The sequence below is a fragment of the Rhizobium sp. Root1334 genome (assembly GCF_001426665.1).
Taxonomy (GTDB): Bacteria; Pseudomonadota; Alphaproteobacteria; order Rhizobiales; family Rhizobiaceae; genus Pararhizobium.
Window position 1 is genome coordinate 334,271 of record NZ_LMEY01000001.1, and the last position, 21,181, is coordinate 355,451.

Consider the following 21,181-nt stretch of genomic DNA (forward strand, 5'->3'; position numbering starts at 1 on the left):
ATCGCCCGTTGGTATTTTACGCTGCTCCCATAGGTGCGGCTGTCTGATCTCGTTCAACAAGCCGCCATCAGGCGGCTTTTGTTTTTGGATGGCACCTGATGGCGCAAAAGCCATAAGGAGCCTTGAAATGCTGCAGACTGCCACTCCGACATCCCTTCTCCATCCCGCCACACGCGCGCCGATGGTCACGATCCGTACCGCCAAGCAGCGCGACCTGCCTGCCCTGCGCGAACTGATCACCGAGCTTGCCGCCCATCATGGCGATGCCGCCGCTGTGACCCCGGAAAATCTCGAGCGTGACCTGTTCGGCCGCATGCCCTGGATCACCGCGCTTGTCGCCGAGGCCGCTGGCGAACTGATCGGCTACGCCATTCTCGTGCCGCTCTACCGTGCCCAGCAGGGTGCGCGCGGCATGGAACTGCACCATCTCTACGTCCGCCCGGCCCATCGCGGCACCGGCATCGGCCGTCATCTGGTCGCCAAGGCCCGCGAACAGGCCCGAATGGCCGGCGCCACCTATCTCTCGGTCAGTGCCGCCACCGGCAATTTCCAGGCACATCGTTTCTACGAATCGGAAAACTTCACGCCCGGCCCGGTGACCGGCATGCGCTATCTGCAGACACTCGCCTGAGGCGGGTCATTTCAAGGCAGCAGCATTATGGCGATGGGCGCGTTCGCAAGGGCGCGCCTTGGCCCTTCAGGGACGGAAACAGCCTTTATGCCGCTTTTGCCGCCGCTGCTTTTGCCAGCACTTCGGCTGCCCATTGGTTGAGGCTCTTTCCCGACAGTTCCGCCGCCTTGGCGGCCTGGGCATGCACATCCGGGTCAACGCGAAACATCATCTTGCCGGAATACGATTTTTGCGGATCCTTGCCGATCTTCGCGCAGGTGTCGATATAGTCATCGACAGCCTCGTGGAACGCCGCCTTCAGATCGGCAACCGTATCGGCATGAAACCCGACGCCATCGGTAATGCCTGCGATACGGCCGAAAAAGACTTCGTCTTCCGCGTCATAGTCGATCCGCGCTGCGTAACCCTTGTAGGACATGATGTTCATGGTCTTACTCCTAGACGCAGCAGAAAGTCCCGCGCCGCCCGAACCTGATAGCGCTTTGCTTCTTTCGCCGGATGCGGACGATGGAAACTCTCCACCTCGCTTGCGAAAGAAAACCTGACGCGCGAACCGTTACCTTCGATCAGAGTACACCCAGCCGCCAGAAGCAGGCTTTCGATATCGGCCCAATCGATCGTTCCGGACACAGGCTCCTTGAAGATCGCGGCAAGCGTTTTCCTATGCTTGCTGTTCATGCTAGCATTCTACTATCTGATAGCATGTTATGCAAGCACGCTACTCCACCACCGGCACCGCCTTCAGATACGCCGCAATCGCCTCCCGGTCGGATGCCGGAAGCTTGGCCATGTTCTGCTGGACCTCGACCATCGAGCCGCCGGCCGAATCGAATTCCGGTGTGAAGCCGGTTTCGAGGTAGTTGACGATATCGCCTTCGCTCCAGGAGCCGATGCTCTTCGAGCCCGGCGTGATGTTGGGGATGCGGCCCTCGCCTTCCGGATTGGGCGCGCCCGCCAGCCATTGTGCCGTTTCGAAGCCACCCAAGCTATTGCGCGGCGTGTGGCATTCGCCGCAATGGCCGGGGCCTTCGACGAGATACTGGCCGCGGGCGATTTTAGGATCGCTGGTATCAACGGTGACACGCGGCTTGTCGCTAAGGAACAACAGTTTCCAGCCGCCAAGTGTCAGGCGGATATTGTACGGAAACGGCAGATCGTGTGGTGGCGCCACGTTGGCGCTCTTCGGCAGGGTTTTGAGGAAGCCCCAGAGATCGTTGATATCCTTCGGTGCCATCCGAGCGTAGGAACCGTAGGGGAAGGACGGGTAAAGATGCTCTCCGTTCCTTCCGACGCCGCGTGTCATGGCGTCACCGAATTCCGCCAGCGTCCAGCTGCCGATGCCTGCCGTTTCATCCGGGGAGATATTGGGCACATGAAAGGTGCCGAACGGGCTTTTCAGCGGCAATCCACCGGCGAGGACCAGCTTGGCGTCGCCTTCGGATTTCGCCGCCGCATGACAGCTGGTGCAGCCGCCTGCCCAGAATATCTGTTCGCCATTGGCAACATCCGGTTCACCAAGGTCGGCCCAATGCGATGCGGGCCATGGCTCGGGCTTGGTCAGAAACCAGGCGGCGCCACCGGCGATCGCGCCGAAGAAAACCACCGTCGTCACCAGTTTTCGAACCCGCAAACCCATCACCCGCTCCTATTGCCGGAAAACACATTTGGCGCGCCGGGCCGGGCGCGCCAAAGATCGTCTTTTAGGGGAACGAGGCCCGCCGTGTCATTTCTTGATGCGGTAGGCCTGATGACAGTCGCCGCAATTCTTGCCGATGACGCCAAGGGCTGCTCCGACGCCCGCCTGGTCAGCCGGAAGCTGGGCAAGCGCCATATCGGTGTCTGCACCGAGCTTGGCAGCCTTGGCCTTGAAGTCGTCCATGCTTTCCCAAATCTTCGGGCTGGCTTCGGAATTGGCTTCCGAGCCTGCCGGGAACTGATCCGGAAATGCCTTGATATTGGTGCTGATCGTCGTCAGCGCCGTCTTGACGATCTCGGCGTCATACGGCTTTTCGCCCTTGGCGATACCGGCAAGCGCGCCCATCGATCCGCCGACCTGCTTCATCAGTCCTTCACGGACCTTGACCGGATCATCCGCAGCGATGACGGCGCTTACGCCACAGCCTGCAATCACCATGGCCGTCAATATTGTTTTCAGCTTCATCCATGTCTCCCGGTCAGACACGGCCGCAGCGCTCCGGCGCGGCCTTCCTGTCAATGCGCCGGCATGATTGCATGTTGCGATCCCGAAGGAAGTAACATTTTTTTGAAATCAAGTTTATTACATTCATCGCAACGGCTTGAATTAACAGGAGTATTTTACTCATATTATTGGCAGATCAGCCTTGCGACACCCATCCGTGCCAGGCCGTCAGCGCTGCCACCGCAATCAAAACCACGCCGACTGTCTTGCCGATGATCGCCGTGACGCGCGGGCTGGAGACGATGACATCCCGGCTGCGGCCGGCCGCCAGCGCCAAGCTGCCATAGACGGCGAGCTGGGTCAGCGAGATCATGATCGCCATGATCAGCGCCTGCGACCACACCGGCCCGAACTGGGGTTTCAGGAACTGCGGATAGACGGCGAGCATGAACAGATAGGCTTTTGGATTGAGGATACTGGTCAGCGCGCCGCGCCGGAAGCTCGTCCAGAGCGACAGCCGGGATCCGGTCTCGACCGAGGCGATCGCGATGCTGCTGCGGGCAAGCGACAGGCCGATCCAGGCGATATAGGCTGCCCCTGCAAGCAGGAGCACATTGAACAGTTCAGGCACCAGGTGCAGCAGGAAGCCGACGCCGAGCGCCGCATAGAGCGTATGGAACACGCCGCCCGCCATAATGCCGGCTGTCGCCGTCAGGCCCGAAGCCCGGCCGCCGGTCAGTGCATTGGCCATGACGAACACCATATCCATGCCGGGCACGATAATGATGCCGAAGAGAAGCGTGAAGAACAGCCAGAGATTTTCCGCGTAAGTCATGTCAGTTATCCGTTGATCGAGAGAGAGGCGCATTTTGCACAACGCTTTTTTTTCAAGCGCTTGCCAACATGCTATACCCTCACCCAACTGACAGGGTTCTGTCAGGAGCGTTTCGCCTGATGCAAGAAAAGGTGACCCATGCGCAAGGCATCGCGCCTGTTCGAGATCATCCAGATTCTGCGGCTTGCCACGCGGCCGGTGACGGCGGCTGAGATCGCCGAAACGCTGGAAGTGACGGTCCGCTCGATCTACCGGGATATCGCCGCCCTTCAGGCGATGCGGGTGCCGATCGAGGGCGGGCGCGGCATCGGCTATATCATGCGGCCCGGCTTCGACCTGCCGCCACTGATGTTTTCGATCGAGGAAACGGAGGCAATCGTGCTGGCCCTGGCGCTGCTTGAGCGCACCGGCGATGCGGAACTGAAGGACGCTGCCCGGCGGGTCAACCAGAAGATTGCCGGGGCCATACCGGTGCCGCTGCGCCAGACATTGCAGTCCAAGGCCCTGCATGCCTGGGGTACGATCGCACCGCCGCCGTCAGGGCTCGATCTGGCGCTGGTGCGCCGGGCGATCCGCGACGAACAGAAACTGACGCTCGACTATCGCGATGAACTCGGCCGCGCCAGTGAACGCACAGTCCGGCCGCTGGCACTGATCTATTACTCCACCACCGCGGTCGTGGTCGCCTGGTGTGAACTGCGCCAGGCCATCCGCAATTTCCGCGCCGACCGGGTGGAAAATTGCGACGAGACGCAAGAGAATTTTCGCGGTGAAGGCGACGGCCTGCGGGACATGTGGATCAAGGGGTGGCGGACCGGGTCACCGGCCCCTCCACTGGGCGTCAGCTGAAGAATACGCTTATTTCGTCGCCCCGTGCGCCGGCCCCTCTTCCTTCACCTGCCGCGGCGTCGGCGCCGTAATCACGCCGTGGTCGGGATCGTGCACATCCTGGCCTTTCGAACCATCGGCGGCGGTTGTCCGTTCGCGTTCGCGGCTGGTGCGCAGCGTCTCACGCAGGCTCACCGCCTCCTCGATGAGTGCAGTCAGCTCCCCTTCGGACAGGTCGGATAGATCAAAGGTCTTCGCCATAGTCGTCTCCTCGGCTTGATTGGACCAGAGGTAAACGCACGACTCGGCAAAACGGCTCACGCTGATGGAAATTTTCAGGCGGTGGCCCGCGTCAGGCGCCGAGCCGTATCACCCGGCTCTCTTCCCGCCCAAACCCTTCGATCTCCATCCGGTCCTGAAAGACCGCGACGATCGCAAAGGTGTTTTCGTCCGGCGTGTCGACCATGCCCTTGAACGTCACGAACGGACGGCCGCCGACCTCGCCGAAATTGCCGACATGGTTGTGGCCGCAGAAATAGCCGCGAAAGCAGGCAAAACCGGTGAGCAGGTCAACGATCCGCGCGCTATCCCACATGTTGTGGCTGTTGGGCGGAAAGACAGGATAGTGGCCAAGCACAAGAACGGTTTCGCCATCGGTCTCAGCTTTCTCCATCACCTGCTTGAGCCACCCGAATTGTTCGTCGCTGAGCGAACCGTTCCAGGTCTGCGCATTGATGGCGCCTTCAGCGACAAGTGCCTCCAGCCGCTCCACGGCCAGCGTTGTGCACGGATCTTCTGGCGGCGCTGAAAACGTACTGACATCATTGCCATCCAGGACGACGAAGCGCCAGGAGCCAATGGCAAAATCATAATAGCGGGCGGGCATGCCGAGCCGTTCCGCCACATGACCCAGATGTTCCGGCGCCACTGCGAAATCGTGATTGCCGAGCAGGAACAGGGCCTTGTGGCGCAGAGCTTCATAGACAGGCAGGATATCGTCAAAACTGTCCCAATCGCGATCGATGATATCGCCGAGCGTCATCACAAAATCGAGATCAGCCGCGTTGAAAATCGTTATGGCGTCGGCAAGCTTGGCGAGGCTTTGGGCATAATGCCGGTTCATCGCCTCGTGCGGCGCAATATCGGCATATTGCGGGTCGGCGACGATGCCGAAGCGGAGCACAGGTATTTCGGTGTTGTTTTGCATCGCGCCTGCCTAGAACCGGCCTGTGACAGCCGCATGACATCTGCGCGTGAAAACGGCAAATCTCAAGACGGTACAGGACCTTGCCAAAACGAAAACACCCGGCGCTTGTGACGCCGGGTGTTTTCGCAATTCGATAAGCGGGTTGCTTATGCTGCGGCTTCGTAAAGCTCGAGCACGTAATCCCAGTTGATCAGGCTGTCGACGAAGGCTTCGAGGTACTTCGGACGGGCGTTGCGGTAGTCGATGTAGTAGGAATGTTCCCAGACATCGACGCCGAGGATCGGCGATGCGCCGTGAACCAGCGGGTTTTCGCCGTTCGGGGTTTTCGAGATTTCCAGCTTGCCGCCCTTGACGGAGAGCCATGCCCAGCCCGAGCCGAACTGGCCGGCGCCGGCGGCGATGAAATCGGCGCGGAACTTGTCGTAGCCACCGAGATCGGACTTGATGGCCGCATCGAGCTTGGCCGGCAACTGCGTGCCGCCGCCGCCCTTTTTCATCCACTTCCAGAAATGCAGGTGGTTGTAATGCTGGCCGGCATTGTTGAACAGCGGCTGGTTGGTGCCGTAGGACTTCTTGACGATTTCTTCCAGCGACAGAGCGGAAAGACCGGCTTCTTCAGCCAGCTTGTTGCCGTTGGTCACGTAAGCCAGATGATGCTTGTCGTGGTGATACTCCAGCGTCTCGCGCGACATGTAAGGGGCGAGCGCGTCGTAGTCGTAAGGCAGGTTCGGCAATTCGAAAGCCATGATGGTATCTCCTCTTCTTGGCGGGATCCATGAAAGCCGGGTTGGAATTCATGAAAGAAATCTGTGAGGCGGAACATAGGGACCACTGCTGCAACAGGCAACCGCCGCCATGCCAAATTTCGCACCAGCAATGGAAAATACTTTCATCGCCAGAATGTTCCACAGCGAGGAAACGGGCACAGAATGGACATGATCCTTCGACAGGGTGGCCGCGAACCAGCCGATCCATAAGCCAAGGAAATCAGATGTCTTTTCACCGCCGCTCTGCCCTGATCGCCGCTTTCGCCAGCCTGCTGCCATCAATCGCTGCCGCATCCTCGGATGACGCATGGGCCGCGATGCGGACAGACGTCTCGGCGAAATGCCTGAAGGCGGCGGCGGGATCGATCGAAAAGCCGAAGGCGGTCGTTGATCCCTTCGGTTCCGAGAGCTTCGGCCTTGCGCTGGTCAGCGGCAAGCCAAAGGGCGCCAAGGGCAAGATCACCCAGATCTGCGTCTACAACAAACAGACCAAGACCGTCGAACTGGGCGGTGAACTGACCGAACAGATGCTGAAGACGCCTGCAAAATGACACCGGGACAATCCCGCCATTGACCTCTCACGGCAGGACGGTCACAGCTTGCGGGACTGCTTTCTCCAGCACAGAGACCCTATATGCTGTTTCATGGCCTGTCTGCCTTTCCGATCACCCCTTGCGACGCGGCTGGCCGCGTCGATACCGGTGCGTTGAGCAACCTTCTCAAGCGCATCGATGCGGCGGGGGCTGATTCCATCGGCCTGTTGGGAAGCACCGGGTCCTACATGTACCTCAGCCGGGCGGAAAAACGCCGCGCCATCGACACTGCCACGGAATGCCTTGGCGGCCGCACGCCCGTTATCGTCGGCGTCGGGGCATTGAGGACCGATGAGGCGGTGGCACTGGCCCACGATGCGCAGGATGCCGGCGCACAGGGGCTGCTTCTGGCGCCGGCCTCCTATACGCCGCTTGGCGATGATGAAGTATTCGAGCATTTTTCGGCGGTCGCGACAGCCACGTCCTTGCCGCTCTGCATCTACAACAATCCCGGCACGACGCATTTTTCGATCAGCCAGACGCTGCTGTCGCGTCTCTCGGCCATTCCCAACATCGCTGCCGTCAAAAATCCGGCGCTTGCCGCTGCCGACATTACGGCAGCCCATCAGGCAACAGTGTCTGCCGTTCCCGCCGGCTTCGCCGTTGGCTACAGCGGCGACTGGCTGGTGGCCGATGCCATCCTTGCGGGCGGTGCCGCCTGGTACAGCGTGGTCGCCGGGACACTGCCGGAACCCGCCGTCAAGCTGATGCGGGCAGCGCAAGCCGGCAATCGTCCCGAGGTCGCGCGCATCAATGGGCTGTTTGAACCGCTCTGGGCGCTGTTTCGAGAACTCAGCAGCTACCGCGTGGTCCATGCGATCGCCAACGTCCTGGAACTCAGCAAGTTTGATCCGCCACGGCCAATCCTGTCGCTGTCGCAGCAAGACCGGCTGAGGGTGAAGGCTGCGCTCGAGGTTTTGGCGGCGGTATAACCAGCCGCTGCGGCCGGCCCGCCTGCCATTCAAGCCCTATTGGGCAAATGTAAGGACGGCAGCGGTGGCGCTGATCGCCAGGAGCGCCACGACGCACAACCGCAAAAGCATGGCGACGTCTTGCCGCCCCGTTGTTTCCGCCGTGACAAGGTGATCGGCGGCGGTGGTTTCGCGCGACCGTTGATACTGATGTGAAAGAACCGCGCCACGACCATAGAGCATTGAAAACTTCCTTCTGGTTGACCGTTTGCGTCGCCGCTTCGCATCAGAGGCAAAAGCTGCGGGCGCAGCACCGTTTTAGGTCGAAGCAGCATAGGATTTCGATTGCGCCCGCCCGGCGAACATATCAAAATCCCATAGGACCGCGGCCACCCGGTGCACTCAGCCCGGCGGCACCTGACGGCAGGCCGGCTGATTTTTCTGCGCATCGATCATTATCATTCAGGGGGATTTCCATGGCCAATCCATTGTCCACGCTCGGCATCGTTCACACCGTCATCAGCGTCGTGCCGATCATCGCGGGGCTCTATTCCTTTTCGAAATATGCCGCCATCCTGCCGAAATCGAATTCCGGGCGGATATACATCATTACGCTGTTCCTGTCGGCGATCACCTCGTTCGGCCTGTCGAGCACCGGCGGGTTCAATGCCGGCCATGCGATCGGCATCATCGCCATGCTGGCAGTGATCTTTTCCATCGTCATCGCGCAACTCGGCTGGTTCGGCCGCCTCAACCGCTACCTGCAGGCGCTGTCGATGTCGTTCACCTTCTTCCTCTTGATGATCCCCGGCATCAACGAGACCCTGTCGCGCCTGCCGCCCTCAAGCCCGATCGGCAACGGTCCGGATTCGCCGCCGGTCCAGACGATCACCGCCATCTGGGCCGTGATCTTCCTGCTCGGCATCTGTCTTCAGGCCTTTATCATGCACCGCCGCTCAGGCTCCGGCGCCCTGCCCGCCTGACGGCAGCGAGAGGCGCTGCCGACGGGTCTTCCCGCGTCATCGAGACTGATGACGCTGGCAGTGTCTCTTACTCAGCCGCCTGCACTTGAGAAGGGCCGGTGGCGATCGCCTCCTTGACCGCAAGCTCCGCCATGGCCAGCGCTGCCTCGCGGGTCTTGGCTGCGGCAACGAAGCGGCCGTTGTGGCAGAAGCTTGCACCTTTCACCCCGGAAGCAGCTTCCAGGTCGCCATTGGTGAGGCCAGCCCAGGCGGCCGGCAGGTCGGCGCGGACTTCAAAACCTTCGTCGGCCCGGCGGATGGTGGTCAGGCACCAGTCCTTGTCGCGCGGGTGGACGACGAACAGCAGGTGATCGGCGCCCGCCTTGATGATGGCCGGACGGAACGGCATGCCCATCGGCAGTTCCAGAATACGCCCCTCGCCGGCATCGACGATCGCCTGATGCACCAGCGCCTCGGCCCGCAATTTGGCAGCGCTCTTCCCGATCCGGGCCTCGACGAACGCGCGGGCGATAACAAGAGCGCCATCAAAGGCCTGATCGTCGGCGTCCGGATCGGTCTCGTCGAAAACGGGCTTGAGGGTTTCCAGCAGCACGGGCAGGCTCAGCCCACCCAGCAACCCGGCAACCGACGGGCTGAGCGCGCCATTGTCGACCAGATCGATTGGGAGCACGAAGCCGGCATCGAACGAGGCATGCACGGTTTCGACATGGGCTTCTGGAACACCGAAGGCTGCGAGATAATCGCGGCCAAAATGCTTCCAGATTAGGCCGAATGAACTATAGGGCTGGCCATCCTCGCGCATCGGCGCGCCGCGCTGATGGTGATCAAAGATGCGCGTCCCGGCATCATAGGCGCCACCGACATCATAGATGACCCGGTCTGCAGCCGGTGTGATCCATTCCGGCGCCCGGCTGCGCACGATGCGCGCCTGCGGGAAAAGCCGGGTGAGGATGACACTCGACAAAAGCTCATCAGCATGGAAGCCACCGGAATGGGTGACGAGGAATTCTGGGGTCATGCCGGGATACGCCTTGTTGTTTGCGGAAATTTGCTTGGGAGTTTGCACCAGATAGCCATTGCCGCGTGTCATCTCAACCCGTCACTTATGTGTTTGACGTGCGGATCGCAGGCACTTCAGGCAAGCAGATGCGTGTTGGCAGCGATTGAGGGCCTTAGCCAGCAGAGCCGGTTTGTTGCTGTAGCTCTGGAGGGCGCCGGACGGGAACAGGGACATCCGCCGGGTTCTCGCTGGCCTTCGTGCTGATGGCGTGGACCTGGCCGGGTATTTCGTCGCGCAAATAGCTCGGATTGCCCGGCAATCCCATCGGGTACAGTGCGTTCCGGCTCGCCTCGTAGGCCGCACTCTTGTCGGTGCAGAGGCGGACACGCATATCCTGAGGCGCCACATCGGTCCGGTTTTGCAGATTGCCGACTAGCCCCGCATTGGCCGGCAGGCCGCCTTCAAAAGCTTGTGTCAGATATTGCGCCGAACGCTCGTTGCGTTCCCGCTCCGTCGTTGCGCCCAAAATCACCACCGCCACGCGTTTTCCATTGCGCGTGGCCAGCCCGACGAAATTCCGCCCGGATGCGCAGAGAAAACCGGTCTTCATGCCGATCGTGCCGTCAAAGCGGGTGAGCAGCAGATTGTTGGATTTGATCTCCTTGCCGTCGATCGTGACGGCCGACGCCAGGAAGAAACGCCGGTATTGCGGAAACAGCCGGTCCACTTCCATGCCAAGGATCGCGAGATCGCGGGCGGTGGTATAGTTGGTCTTGTCAAACAGGCCGTTTGGATTGGAAAAATGGGTGCCGGTCAGCCCGAGGCGGGCCGCCGCTTCGTTCATTTTCCGGACAAAGGCCGTTTCGTCGGGAGCCACTGCTTCAGCCAGGGCCGTCGCGACATCATTTGCCGACGCGGTGATGGTGGCAAACAGCGCATCTTCCAGCGTCATCGTCCGCCCGAAAGTGAGGCCGGATTCGAGAAAGGCCTGTTTCGTTGCATTGCGGGTCATTGTGACAGGTGTGGACAGGCTCACCTCGCCGGAGCGCAAGGCTTCAAACACGACAAATGCCGTCATCAGCTTGGTCGTCGAGGCCGGATACCAGGGCACGCCTGCATCCTCCTGATACAGCACCTGCTGACTGTCGGCATCGACAACGAGCACAGGCGTCGCATGTGCCGGCGCGCACAGGAAAAGCGACGCCATAAACGCCAATTTTTTCCAGGGCCGTCTGGCCAATATGTTTTCGGTCATGTGCCGGTCTCCGGAGAAAGGCATCGTAATGACATGATGCACCACGAAAGGACAAGCGTTTGCTGCGGTAGTATGGCGAAAGGGTGGCTGGGAAGAACCGGCTTTGCCCAATCGCTGGGAAAGAGCCATCCGCTTGCCGCGGATGGCCGGTTTATAACGTTCTTACAAATCCGACGCCGATGAATGCGCCCAGTCCATATACAGGTCCTTGGCCTTGGCGGCGATTGGGCCTGGCTGGAGGTCGCGGTCTTCGAGTTTGGTGACAGGGACGACCTTGGAGTAATTGCCGGAGGTGAAGATCTCGTCGGCGGTCTCGAAATCGGCGAGCGTCAGCGTCGTTTCGACGACGTCGAAACCGGCGTCACGCAGAAGGCCGATGACGCGGAAGCGGGTGATGCCGGCGAGGAAGGTCTTGTTGGAGGCGGGCGTGAAGACGACGCCGTCTTTCACCATGAAGACGTTGGACGAGCCGGTCTCGGCGATATTGCCAAGCATGTCGCGCACCAGCGCATTGGAGAAGCCGCGCTTGCGGGCCTCGATCAGGATACGGCCATTATTGGGATAGAGGCAACCTGCCTTGGCGTCGGTCGGCATGCATTCGATCGTCGGGCGACGGAAGGGGGAAACAGTCAGCGACTGGCCGCCCGGGCCTTCGCCCATCGGCGCTTCAAACAGGCAGAGTGCAAACCGGGTCGAATCGGGATCAACGGCCACGACGCTGCCGGGCATGCCATGTTCGCCCCAATACATCGGCTTGATATAGATGGCGGTCTGGCCGTCGAATTTCTTCACACCTTCCCAGGCCAATGCCTCGATATCCTCTGCGGTCACCACCGGCTTCAGGCCGAGCGCCAAGGCCGAACGGTTGACGCGCTGGCAATGCAGGTCGAGATCCGGCGCGATGCCGTCGAACCAGCGGGCGCCGTCAAACACGGTCGAGCCCAGCCACATGGCATGCGAGGTCGGACCGATCAGCGGCGGATTGCCGGAAAGCCATTCGCCATCGACATAGGTCCAGGTGGCGCTGCGCGGGGATGTATCGACGGCCATAGTGATCTCCTTTTGGTCTCTTGATTTTGCCCGGCATAGCCGGAAAATCGACAAGTGGGGTAAATAGGTACATCAAAAAAAGTCATGCCGTCCAATCTGGATCGCAAAGTTCCGCTCGCCTAGTCTGTTGCCAGAAGCAAAAGGACCCATCCGATGAAAGCCATGTATTACGACGCCTTCGGCAAGACGCCGGATATTCGCGTGCTGCCGGACCCGACACCGAGCGCCGATGGCGTCGTCATCAAGGTCGAGGCGACCGGGCTCTGCCGCAGCGACTGGCACGGCTGGATGGGGCATGATCCGGATATCAACCTGCCGCATGTGCCCGGCCATGAACTGGCAGGCACCGTTGCTGCCACCGGCAAGGGCGTGCTGCGCTACAAAGTGGGCGACCGCGTAACAGTTCCCTTTGTCTCCGGCTGTGGCCGCTGCGGCGAGTGTCATTCGGGCAATCAACAGGTCTGCGCCAACCAGTTCCAGCCGGGCTTTACCCATTGGGGCTCGTTTGCCGAATATGTCGCCATCGATTTTGCCGACCAGAACCTCGTGCATCTGCCCGACAATCTCGACTATGCGACTGCCGCCAGCCTCGGCTGCCGGTTTGCCACCTCGTTCCGCGCCATTGTCGACCAGGGCCGGGTGCGTGGCGGCGAATGGGTGGCGGTACATGGCTGCGGCGGCGTTGGCCTGTCGGCGATCATGATCGCGACCGCGCTTGGCGCCAACGTCATCGCGATTGATATTTCCGAGACGAAACTCTCCTTCGCCCGCGAGATCGGCGCCGTCGCCACCATCGACGGCAGCGTCACCGGCGATGTGGCCGAAGCCGTGCGCGACATCACCAAGGGCGGCGCGCATGTGTCGATCGATGCGCTCGGCTCGCCCGTCACCTGTTTCAATTCAATCAAGAACCTGCGCCGCCGCGGCCGCCATGTGCAGGTCGGCCTGATGCTCGGCGACCATGCGACTCCACAGATCCCGATGTCACAGGTGATCGGTCACGAACTGGAAATCTACGGCAGCCACGGCATGCAGGCGTGGCGCTATCAGGAGATGATAGCGATGCTGGAGACCGGCAAGCTCAACCCGCAAAAGTTGATCGGCCGCCATATCAGCCTGGAGGAAGCTGTGCCGGCGTTGATGACGATGGACACGGCCCAGGACCTCGGCATCAGCGTCATCACGCGGTTTTAGCAGCCAATCCCGGGGTCTTCCGCAGACCCGGCCAAAGCCCGGCACGGCATTGGCCGGGGACACCCGGCCGTTTCTGCCTGCGGTCTAAAACCACCCTTTGCCAGCATATTCTGTAAAACACAGCTTCCCTTCAGACGAGAACGCCCTAATTCAACCACAGGCGCACGCTGCGCCCGTTTTTTTAGGAGTGGGATAAATGGCATCATCCGTGCTGATCAGTATTCTGATTACATTTCTCGTTATCGTACTTGTTCTCTATCTGGTCGCGCGCCTGCCGATCGATGGCCGCGCCAAGCAGATTGTTCAGATCATCGTGCTGATCATCGGTATTATTTCACTTCTGAAATATCTCGCTGTCTTCTAGCGCTGCGAGAGAGAATACTCTCTCGTCACCCGCCCTTCGGATAGCCCGTTTCGACATGCCCAGTTTCGGCCAGCAAAGTGAGTGCACAGATTGACCAGCAAAAACGCCACCAAGACCGCCGCCAAACCAACCGCACGGCGAAGCCCGGACGAAACCTCGGCGGCCGCCCAGCACATCATCAACGCGGAACTGGTGGCGCGCAACAAGAAGACGGCCATGCTGAAAGCCTTGCGGCTTGCCCAGGAACAGGCGGAAGAAAAACCTGTGAAGGTTGCGGCCAAGAAGAAGAAATAGCGGCCAAGCCGCGGCAGTTTCCCGTCGCAACGCCTGAAAATCCTTTCATTTTTCCGGCTTCACAGCAACCAAGTGGGCGTGTGAAATGGGGCGATAGCCGCACAGCGTTGCAGCGCTCAATCCGTCCCTTTCAAAAACCCTCTTCCCCCGCCCCCATTCCAACTGGTATTTTCCCGTCTCACGGCAACGGAATCACGAGGCGATCCATGGCACTGGCAGCGGAAAGGCAGGACAAGCAGACGGATATGCTCTATGCGCCCTTGCTGGCGGCCAATGCAGGCCATCCGAATGGCTGGCCTGCCTGCCTGATCGTCGCGTCTCAAACGGAGGCACGGCACAACAAGGCGGTCTGGGCGCCGAGCCACCTGATCTCGATCCGGGCGCCGGGAACGAAACTTCTGTCGATGATCGACCTGCCGGCGGAACGGCATCTGGAATTACTGTTCGGCGATGTCACCGATCCCGACGAAACGGATGCGGCCAAGTCCGCCCATATCGAGCAGGCCTTCGCCTTTATCGACGGCCTGCCTGAGGATGCGCATCTCCTTGTTCACTGCCTGCGCGGCATCGGCCGTTCGACGGCACTGACGCTCGGAATCCTCGCCCGTTACATGGATCCGGAAGATGCGGCGGCGGCACTGCATGGATTGAGACCGGAGGCCAAACCGAACCGGCACGTGACCGGGCTTTGCGACACCGTTCTCGGCCTCAAGGGGCGGCTGGCCAAGCAGGCGCTGCGGTTTCCGGCCAAAGTCTGGAAACCCGCGAAGAGTTGATGCGGATTGCGCCGAGAAACATTGTGCGGCGCACAAATCTTTGACATGATCCCGGTAGAGAACCGTATCCAAGCGGCAATCGCAGGATGCTCTCGCCTTGACATTGGCGAGTGGCGGAATAATGCGATCAATCAAGGCGCTGCCATCTCTGTTTGATGTATTGACAGAGAGCAGCGTCCGGGAAATGACGGGAGAGTGTGATGTCTCATGCGGCCTATGTGTTCGATGCCTACGGCACGCTGTTCGACGTGCATGCGGCCGTGCGCAGGCATTCAGCCGCGATGGGGCCGGACGGCCAGGCCTTTTCCGACCTCTGGCGAGCCAAGCAGCTGGAATATTCCTGGATCCGCACCCTTATGGGCACCTACACCGATTTCTGGACGCTGACCGAGCAATCGCTGGATTATGCCTTTGCGCGGTTTCCCTCCGCCGACAAGAAACTCAAGGCAGCGTTGCTGGACGCCTATTGGCATCTCGACTGCTATCCGGAAGTTCCAAGTGTCCTCAAGCACCTGAAGGACCGTGGCGCCCGCATCGCCATCCTGTCGAACGGCACACCGCAGATGCTGCAATCGGCGGTGAAGAAGGCCGGGCTTGATCTGATCATCGACGATATTTTCTCGGTCGAGACGGTCAAGGCCTTCAAGACCGCGCCTGCGGTCTACGACATGGTGACGACGACCTACCGGCTCTATCCCGATGCCGTTTCCTTCCAGTCGTCGAACCGCTGGGACATTGCCGGCGCCACCAAGTTCGGTTTCCGTACCGTCTGGATCAACCGCGCCAACATGCCCGACGAATATGCAGATTTCGGCCCGAAGCTGATCCTGCCGTCGCTGGAAAGTCTCTAGGGTATTTTTGCTTTTCCTCGAAATCGCGAAATACCCTCTCTTTCTGTTCTTACGCATTTCCGGACGCAAAATCGCTCCCATTTTTGCCGGAACTGCTCCAACACCTGAAGGACATCCAATGTCTTGGTCTGCCGAACAATATATGAAATTCGAGGACGAGCGTACGCGGCCGGCCCGCGACCTGCTCGACCAGATTCCCAACCTGCCGGATGGTGCGCTCTACGATCTCGGCTGCGGTCCCGGCAATTCGACCGAACTGATCCACGACCGCTTCCCGGCCTATATGCTCACCGGCATCGACAGCGATGAAAACATGCTGGTGGCGGCGCGCAAGCGCATGACCCATACGCGCTTCGAAAAGGGCGACCTGACGCAATGGGCGCCGCCAAAGCCGGCCGTGCTGTTCTTCGCCAACGCCGTGTTCCAATGGCTGCCGGATCATCTGAGCACGATAGAGCGCTTGATGGGCGAACTGATCCCCGGCGGCACGATCGCCGTGCAGATGCCTGATAATCTCGACGAACCGTCGCATGCCTCGATGCGGGAACTGGCGGAAGACCCGCGCTTCTCGCAATATTATCCAAATGGCGGCCAGCGCCGCGCCGCCCTGCCCGCTCCGTCCGCCTATCTCGACCGGCTGGAGGCGAAATGCATCAAGATCGATGTCTGGCACACGATCTATTATCATCGTCTGGCAAATGCCGAAGCGATCGTTGAATGGGTCAAGGGCACCGGCCTTCGCCCCTATCTCGACGCACTTCCGGCTGATGTGCGCGAAGCCTATCTGGCTGCCTATCTCCGGCGCATCCGCGAAGCCTATCCGCCGCTAGCGGACGGGCGCGTTATGCTTAAGTTTCCGCGCCTTTTCGTGGTGGCGGTCAAGCGGTAATGTCCGGGCAACCGTCGAGGCCTGCGCTTTTCCCATAAAAGACTGACGGCCTTGTCTTCGGCGGTGTACTGTAGCGTGCAATCTGTGACGAAGCCCGCTATTGTCTGCGGCGGATTTAAATTCAGGCGTCGCGCAACCAAAATACCGAACGGGAAGTGCGTTGGAAAAAGCCGTTCTAACCGTGTTTCAGGGACGCGCGGGCGACCATAATGATCTCGCAATACCGGGAGCCGCTATCCTGGCGGCTGCCCTTTCCGGTTTGCTTGGCCAAAACCTTCAGGCGATCGGCACACCTGAGCCAGCACTGAATATTCAATGGCAGCCGGAGTTGGAGGCGGCAATGCCTGCATTGCAGGCCATGTCGAGACACTATCAGACCATTTTCGAAGACAGGGTACGCCCTCTTACTGTGCTGACCCGATGCGCGGTCGCCTTGGCGACATTACCAATTATCGCCAGATATCGACCCGATGCCTGCATCATATGGCTCGATGCCCATGCAGACCTGAACACTCCAGAAACCTCGACGTCCGGCTATCTTGGCGGAATGGCAATTTCCGGTGCGGCCAGCCTGTGGGATTCAGGACTGGGCGGCGGTCTTGAGCTGAACAATCTGATCCTGGTCGGAACGCGCGACATCGACCCCGCCGAGCGCGACTTGATCGACGCGGCAGGCGTTCAGATCCTGCAACCACAAGCGGGACTTGGCACAGCAATGATCGATGCGATTGCCGGGCGACCGGTCTACGTGCACCTCGATTGCGACGTACTCAACCCCGGCATCGTGCCGACGGATTATCAAGTCGACGGTGGCCTCTCGCTCTTCGACCTAAGGGAAATCGCCGAGGTACTTGCAAGAACCGAGATCATCGGCGTCGAGATCGCAGAATTTCAAGGCGCATGGGAGATCGGCGGCCCTCCGGCCTCGCCTGAAGCATTTCTAAACGCGATCGAACCACTTCTCGGGAGCTTTAGAGCGGCTAAGATCATCTAACGCCTCACACCGTATTGTCACTGTGGCCTTGTGGGAAAAATCACCCTCTGGCGCACGGCCCCGGTTCAGGGCATCCTGTGAGCACAGAGAATTGAGCTTATGGCTGTTGGAGGACCGCCCATGCGCTGCTTTACTGTACTTGGACCGTCGCAGACCGGAAAATCGACGATCGTGGAAAAGCTTGGATCGCTGGAGAGGCCTCCGAGAAAATCCATCTCTCCCTACGGACTGAACCTTACGGAATTCACCTTCGGCAACGAAGCTTGGTGTGCGCTCGACACGCCAGGATTGAATGAGGCGCTCGCCCATGCGCAGCACGCCCTGCTCGCCAGCGATGCCTGCATTCTCTGCGTTTCGCCCGCGCCGGAAGAAGCCGTGCTGGCGGCACCCTATCTCAAGATGATCGAGGCGTCGGGCACGCCCTGCATCCTTTTCGTCAACCGGATGGACGAGCCAAAGGGAAGGCTGCGCGACATCATCGCCGCCCTTCAGGATTATGCCAGCCACACGCTGCTGCTGCGCCAGATCCCGATCCGCGAGGGCGACAAGATCATCGGCAGCTGCGACCTGATTTCCGAACGGGCCTGGCGTTACCGCGAAGGCCAGACCTCGTCGCTGATCGCCATCCCCGAAAGTGCTTCCCAGCGGGAACATGAGGCGCGCACCGAACTGCTGGAACATCTGTCCGAATTCGACGACTGGCTACTGGAAGAACTGATCGAAGACCGCGAGCCGCCCAGCGATGCGCTCTATGCGGTCTCCACCCGTGTACTGCGCGAAAACAAGATCATTCCGGTGCTGATCGGGGCTGCCAGCCATGGCAACGGCATGATGCGGCTGATGAAGGCTTTGCGTCACGAGGCGCCGCCGGTGGATGCGCTGCGTGAGCGTCTTGCCGCGGCCGCCAAGGCCGACAAGAGCAAGCTGAAGGCCGTCAGCTTTCACGCCTATCACCGCCAGAATATCGGCAAAACAATTTTGGCACGCGCACTGAATGACGGGCTGAAACAGGGAACGCCTCTTGCTGGCTCAGGGCTGGGTGCCGTGCAGGATCCCGCCAACGGCAAGGGCAATGTGGCGTTTGCCCCCGTCGCCGGTGACCTCTTCGCGACGGTGAAATCCGATCACCTGACCGTGCCGGCGCTTTTGACCGCAGATGCCGCCCTTGCTGCACCTGAATGGGCCAAGGTTCCGACGCCGATGATGGAGAGAATTCTTGTTCCCGGCAGTGAGCGCGACGAGAACAAGCTTTCAGAAACACTGGCCAAATTGGCCGAGACCGATCGCGGCCTGATCATCCTGCAGGAAGAAGGGACCGGCGCACAGATGGTTTGCGCTCAGGGGCCGGTGCATCTGCGCGATCTCCTGCGCACTCTGTCCGATGTCTTTCATGTGACGGCGACCGAGCGTGCACCAACGCCGGTCTACCGCGAGACGATCTCGAAACCGGCCGATGTCCACTATCGCCACCGAAAGCAGACAGGCGGCGCCGGGCAGTTTGCCGATGTGAAGATGACCATCCATCCCAATGGCCGCGGCCAGGGATTTTCCTTCGGCGAGACCGTCAAGGGTGGCGTCGTTCCGCGCAACTACATTCCGGCCGTGGAAGCGGGAGCGCGCGAGGCGATGGAGAAAGGGCCGCTCGGTTTTGCGGTGATCGATGTCGGCGTGACATTGACCGATGGCCAGCACCACGCGGTCGACAGTTCCGAACATGCGTTCCGCTCCGCCTCGAAAATGGGCGTACGGCAAGCGCTGTCGGAAGGAGCAGCCGTACTGATGCAGCCGGTATTCCGCAGTGAAATCCACATTCCCTCGGTCTATTCGGGCAATCTGGTGCAGATCGTCTCGTCATTGAAAGGACAGGTACTCGGCTTCGACCGGGACGAGACCGCCAAGGGCTGGGATATTTTTCGTGCCCTTGTTCCAGGCGGGGCGCTTGACGAACTGGCCCGCGCATTGCGGTCGGCCACGCAGGGGATCGGCTATTTCTCCAAGACATTCGATCACTTCGAGGAATTATATGGCAAGGAGGCGGACGCGATCGTGCGGGCACATGGGAGCGAGCGCGCCGAGCATTGACGCCGGGATGATGGACATCGGCCCCGCGCTTTCCTAGAACTGGATCGGCAGCGGCACAGGCGGGCAATCGATGGTTCGGGAAAACGAAATACGCGAGAACGAGGTTGCCGTTGATGCACCGCAGGACGCGGATGCGTCGCTTGTGTTCATCGGCCGGATTTCGACGCCCTGGACATCGCGGATGGAATGCCCGCGGCAGGGACGCCATGACGGCCCGCTTTGCCGGATCGAGATTTTTGAACCTTGGGTGCAGGCGCTTCAGGGTGTCGAGGCCTATGAGCGGCTGGAAATTCTCTACTGGCTCGACCGGTCGCGCCGCGATCTGGTGTTGCAGAGCCCGGCCAACAGCGGCAAGGTGCACGGCACGTTTTCGCTGCGCTCTTCCGTGCGGCCCAATCCGATCGGCACATCGATCGTCAAACTGGAAGCGGTCGAGGGTAATATCCTGCTTGTCCGCGGCCTCGACTGCCTCGATGGAACGCCGCTGATCGATCTCAAGCCGGACCGCACGCTGTTCAAGCCAATCGCCCCACCACAGCGGGGCGATTTCGAGACGGGCGATGCCACGGAGGCCCGCCATTGCGAAAAGCTGTAGGGCTGGTCAGTCGACCGCGACCATCACGTCGGATGCCTTGACGACGGCATAGGCCGATCCCCCGACCGTCAGCTCAAGTTCATCGACCGCCTGATTGGTGATCGACGCCGTAACGATGGCGCCATTGCCGATATCGATGCGGACATGGGCCGTGGTCGCGCCCTTGGTGATCTCGACGACTTTGCCCTTCAGGCGGTTGCGCGCGCTGATTTTCATGTGATTTCTCCCTTTTCTCGCTGCGCCCCTATCGCACAGGGACGCTGTTTCGCACGATATATCGCGGCAACAGCAGGATGCAACCGAGCGGGCGCGGACACTGCGCCGGACATGAAAGCTGGGATTCAGGACGTGCTGCGGCGCGGATGGATGGTTTCGCCGCGGGCCAGCATGGCGACCAGCTTTTCGATCATGCGGGCGCGGGTCTCCGGTTTCTTGGCGGTGTGAACGCTATAGAGAACCGCATAGCGGTTGGCGCTGTCGAGCACCTCGAACAGGGTTTTGGCGGCTTCGTTTTCGCCGAGCGCCTGCTGAAAGTCTGACGGCACGGTGATCGTGCTTTGCGACTGATAGGCAAGATCCCAGCGCCCGTCTGCCTTTGCCCGTTCGATTTCAGCAAGACCGGCCGGGCGCATGCGACCCGTCGCAATAAGGGCCTCTGCCCGCCTGCAATTGATCGCCGACCATTTGCTTTTGGGCCGCCGCGGCGTGAACCGGATCAGCCAGTGATTATCGTCGAACGGTTTCAGCTGACCATCAATCCAGCCATGACACAGGGCTGCATCGATCGCCTCAGGCTTTGACACCGTCGGCACACCCGCCGCCTTCCTGGCGAATTTTATCCAGAGACCGTTTGCCGGCAACGGCTGGCTGGCGAGCCAGTTTTCCCATTCAGCCGCATCTGCAAAGGCCAGGACAGGCAGTGGGGTTTGATCCTTGGCCATC

General features: G+C 60.5%; 28 protein-coding genes. 14 read left to right on the forward strand and 14 right to left on the reverse strand.

All coding sequences use genetic code 11. The features are described from left to right. The first annotated feature begins 127 nt into the window (after window positions 1–127). Complete coding sequence (locus ASD36_RS01585; protein WP_060503716.1) at window positions 128–631, forward strand: GNAT family N-acetyltransferase; 504 nt, start codon at window positions 128–130, stop codon at window positions 629–631. An 85-nt stretch (window positions 632–716) separates the two neighbouring features. Here ASD36_RS01585 and ASD36_RS01590 read toward each other — a convergent pair whose 3' ends face one another. The 5 genes from ASD36_RS01590 to ASD36_RS01610 all read right to left on the reverse strand — a co-directional run bounded on the left by ASD36_RS01590 (window position 717) and on the right by ASD36_RS01610 (window position 3,606). Then, window positions 717–1,058 (reverse strand): type II toxin-antitoxin system HicB family antitoxin, encoded by a 342-nt coding sequence (locus ASD36_RS01590; protein WP_060503717.1) that lies wholly within the window; start codon window positions 1,056–1,058, stop codon window positions 717–719. Next, on the reverse strand, window positions 1,055–1,309 hold the full coding sequence (locus ASD36_RS01595) for a type II toxin-antitoxin system HicA family toxin (protein ID WP_060503718.1): 255 nt from the start codon (window positions 1,307–1,309) through the stop codon (window positions 1,055–1,057). The genes ASD36_RS01590 and ASD36_RS01595 overlap by 4 nt, the downstream gene beginning before the upstream one ends. A gap of 40 nt (window positions 1,310–1,349) precedes the next feature. After that, window positions 1,350–2,267 carry a cytochrome c gene (locus ASD36_RS01600; protein ID WP_060503719.1) on the reverse strand — a complete coding sequence of 306 codons (918 nt, stop codon included), beginning with the start codon at window positions 2,265–2,267 and terminating at the stop codon, window positions 1,350–1,352. 87 nt (window positions 2,268–2,354) lie between these two features. Then, the gene (locus tag ASD36_RS01605; RefSeq protein ID WP_060503720.1) at window positions 2,355–2,792 is read right to left on the reverse strand and encodes a cytochrome c; all 438 of its coding nucleotides are present in this window, start codon (window positions 2,790–2,792) and stop codon (window positions 2,355–2,357) included. Between the two features lie 175 nt (window positions 2,793–2,967). Further along, window positions 2,968–3,606, reverse strand: a complete 639-nt coding sequence (locus tag ASD36_RS01610) for a LysE family translocator (RefSeq protein WP_060503721.1) — start codon at window positions 3,604–3,606, stop codon at window positions 2,968–2,970. Window positions 3,607–3,744: 138 nt separating this feature from the next. Here ASD36_RS01610 and ASD36_RS01615 point away from each other — a divergent pair, with 138 nt between their 5' ends. Further along, window positions 3,745–4,455 carry a YafY family protein gene (locus tag ASD36_RS01615; protein WP_060503722.1) on the forward strand — a complete coding sequence of 237 codons (711 nt, stop codon included), beginning with the start codon at window positions 3,745–3,747 and terminating at the stop codon, window positions 4,453–4,455. Window positions 4,456–4,464: 9 nt separating this feature from the next. Here the strand turns inward: ASD36_RS01615 and ASD36_RS01620 are convergent, their stop codons facing one another. From ASD36_RS01620 to ASD36_RS01630, 3 genes are all read right to left on the reverse strand, one after another. Beyond that, window positions 4,465–4,695: a hypothetical protein gene (locus ASD36_RS01620; protein ID WP_060503723.1), complete on the reverse strand. Its 231-nt coding sequence runs from the start codon at window positions 4,693–4,695 to the stop codon at window positions 4,465–4,467. 91 nt (window positions 4,696–4,786) lie between these two features. Beyond that, window positions 4,787–5,641: a metallophosphoesterase gene (locus ASD36_RS01625; RefSeq protein ID WP_060503724.1), complete on the reverse strand. Its 855-nt coding sequence runs from the start codon at window positions 5,639–5,641 to the stop codon at window positions 4,787–4,789. A gap of 146 nt (window positions 5,642–5,787) precedes the next feature. After that, window positions 5,788–6,387, reverse strand: coding sequence for a superoxide dismutase (locus ASD36_RS01630; protein ID WP_060503725.1), 600 nt, complete (start codon window positions 6,385–6,387; stop codon window positions 5,788–5,790). 245 nt (window positions 6,388–6,632) lie between these two features. Between ASD36_RS01630 and ASD36_RS01635 the strand changes: the two genes are divergently transcribed. Both ASD36_RS01635 and ASD36_RS01640 read left to right on the forward strand, forming a co-directional pair. After that, window positions 6,633–6,959, forward strand: a complete 327-nt coding sequence (locus ASD36_RS01635) for a hypothetical protein (RefSeq protein WP_060503726.1) — start codon at window positions 6,633–6,635, stop codon at window positions 6,957–6,959. An 83-nt stretch (window positions 6,960–7,042) separates the two neighbouring features. Further along, on the forward strand, window positions 7,043–7,933 hold the full coding sequence (locus ASD36_RS01640) for a dihydrodipicolinate synthase family protein (RefSeq protein ID WP_060503727.1): 891 nt from the start codon (window positions 7,043–7,045) through the stop codon (window positions 7,931–7,933). 36 nt (window positions 7,934–7,969) lie between these two features. On the opposite strand, the gene ASD36_RS01645 is transcribed toward ASD36_RS01640, so the two are convergent. After that, window positions 7,970–8,155: a hypothetical protein gene (locus ASD36_RS01645; RefSeq protein ID WP_060503728.1), complete on the reverse strand. Its 186-nt coding sequence runs from the start codon at window positions 8,153–8,155 to the stop codon at window positions 7,970–7,972. A gap of 233 nt (window positions 8,156–8,388) precedes the next feature. Here ASD36_RS01645 and ASD36_RS01650 point away from each other — a divergent pair, with 233 nt between their 5' ends. Next, window positions 8,389–8,895 carry a hypothetical protein gene (locus ASD36_RS01650; RefSeq protein ID WP_060503729.1) on the forward strand — a complete coding sequence of 169 codons (507 nt, stop codon included), beginning with the start codon at window positions 8,389–8,391 and terminating at the stop codon, window positions 8,893–8,895. A gap of 67 nt (window positions 8,896–8,962) precedes the next feature. Here the strand turns inward: ASD36_RS01650 and ASD36_RS01655 are convergent, their stop codons facing one another. The 3 genes from ASD36_RS01655 to ASD36_RS01665 form a co-directional block, all read right to left on the reverse strand. Continuing rightward, the gene (locus ASD36_RS01655; protein ID WP_060503829.1) at window positions 8,963–9,913 is read right to left on the reverse strand and encodes an MYG1 family protein; all 951 of its coding nucleotides are present in this window, start codon (window positions 9,911–9,913) and stop codon (window positions 8,963–8,965) included. Between the two features lie 154 nt (window positions 9,914–10,067). Beyond that, on the reverse strand, window positions 10,068–11,150 hold the full coding sequence (locus ASD36_RS01660) for a D-alanyl-D-alanine carboxypeptidase family protein (RefSeq protein WP_060503730.1): 1,083 nt from the start codon (window positions 11,148–11,150) through the stop codon (window positions 10,068–10,070). A 162-nt stretch (window positions 11,151–11,312) separates the two neighbouring features. After that, complete coding sequence (locus tag ASD36_RS01665; RefSeq protein WP_060503731.1) at window positions 11,313–12,200, reverse strand: branched-chain amino acid aminotransferase; 888 nt, start codon at window positions 12,198–12,200, stop codon at window positions 11,313–11,315. Between the two features lie 153 nt (window positions 12,201–12,353). On the opposite strand from ASD36_RS01665, the gene ASD36_RS01670 reads away from it, so the two are divergent. The 9 genes from ASD36_RS01670 (at window position 12,354) to tsaA (ending at window position 20,239) form a co-directional block, all read left to right on the forward strand. Next, the gene (locus ASD36_RS01670; protein ID WP_060503732.1) at window positions 12,354–13,394 is read left to right on the forward strand and encodes a zinc-dependent alcohol dehydrogenase family protein; all 1,041 of its coding nucleotides are present in this window, start codon (window positions 12,354–12,356) and stop codon (window positions 13,392–13,394) included. A 196-nt stretch (window positions 13,395–13,590) separates the two neighbouring features. Continuing rightward, window positions 13,591–13,758 carry a Thivi_2564 family membrane protein gene (locus tag ASD36_RS30975; RefSeq protein WP_112834547.1) on the forward strand — a complete coding sequence of 56 codons (168 nt, stop codon included), beginning with the start codon at window positions 13,591–13,593 and terminating at the stop codon, window positions 13,756–13,758. 90 nt (window positions 13,759–13,848) lie between these two features. Then, window positions 13,849–14,052 carry a hypothetical protein gene (locus tag ASD36_RS01675; protein WP_060503733.1) on the forward strand — a complete coding sequence of 68 codons (204 nt, stop codon included), beginning with the start codon at window positions 13,849–13,851 and terminating at the stop codon, window positions 14,050–14,052. A 206-nt stretch (window positions 14,053–14,258) separates the two neighbouring features. Beyond that, the gene (locus tag ASD36_RS01680; protein ID WP_060503734.1) at window positions 14,259–14,828 is read left to right on the forward strand and encodes a dual specificity protein phosphatase family protein; all 570 of its coding nucleotides are present in this window, start codon (window positions 14,259–14,261) and stop codon (window positions 14,826–14,828) included. A 200-nt stretch (window positions 14,829–15,028) separates the two neighbouring features. After that, window positions 15,029–15,679 (forward strand): haloacid dehalogenase type II, encoded by a 651-nt coding sequence (locus tag ASD36_RS01685; RefSeq protein WP_060503735.1) that lies wholly within the window; start codon window positions 15,029–15,031, stop codon window positions 15,677–15,679. A gap of 118 nt (window positions 15,680–15,797) precedes the next feature. Next, on the forward strand, window positions 15,798–16,568 hold the full coding sequence (tam, locus tag ASD36_RS01690) for a trans-aconitate 2-methyltransferase (RefSeq protein ID WP_060503736.1): 771 nt from the start codon (window positions 15,798–15,800) through the stop codon (window positions 16,566–16,568). A 160-nt stretch (window positions 16,569–16,728) separates the two neighbouring features. Beyond that, window positions 16,729–17,562, forward strand: coding sequence for an arginase family protein (locus ASD36_RS01695; RefSeq protein ID WP_082562684.1), 834 nt, complete (start codon window positions 16,729–16,731; stop codon window positions 17,560–17,562). 120 nt (window positions 17,563–17,682) lie between these two features. Continuing rightward, window positions 17,683–19,644, forward strand: coding sequence for an elongation factor G (locus ASD36_RS01700; protein ID WP_060503738.1), 1,962 nt, complete (start codon window positions 17,683–17,685; stop codon window positions 19,642–19,644). Window positions 19,645–19,714: 70 nt separating this feature from the next. Beyond that, window positions 19,715–20,239 carry a tRNA (N6-threonylcarbamoyladenosine(37)-N6)-methyltransferase TrmO gene (gene tsaA, locus ASD36_RS01705; protein ID WP_060503739.1) on the forward strand — a complete coding sequence of 175 codons (525 nt, stop codon included), beginning with the start codon at window positions 19,715–19,717 and terminating at the stop codon, window positions 20,237–20,239. A 6-nt stretch (window positions 20,240–20,245) separates the two neighbouring features. On the opposite strand, the gene ASD36_RS01710 is transcribed toward tsaA, so the two are convergent. Together ASD36_RS01710 and ASD36_RS01715 are read right to left on the reverse strand one after the other, a co-directional pair. Further along, window positions 20,246–20,455, reverse strand: a complete 210-nt coding sequence (locus ASD36_RS01710) for a molybdopterin-binding protein (RefSeq protein ID WP_060503740.1) — start codon at window positions 20,453–20,455, stop codon at window positions 20,246–20,248. 125 nt (window positions 20,456–20,580) lie between these two features. Continuing rightward, window positions 20,581–21,180: a YdeI/OmpD-associated family protein gene (locus ASD36_RS01715; protein WP_060503741.1), complete on the reverse strand. Its 600-nt coding sequence runs from the start codon at window positions 21,178–21,180 to the stop codon at window positions 20,581–20,583. Window position 21,181 lies beyond the last annotated feature (1 nt).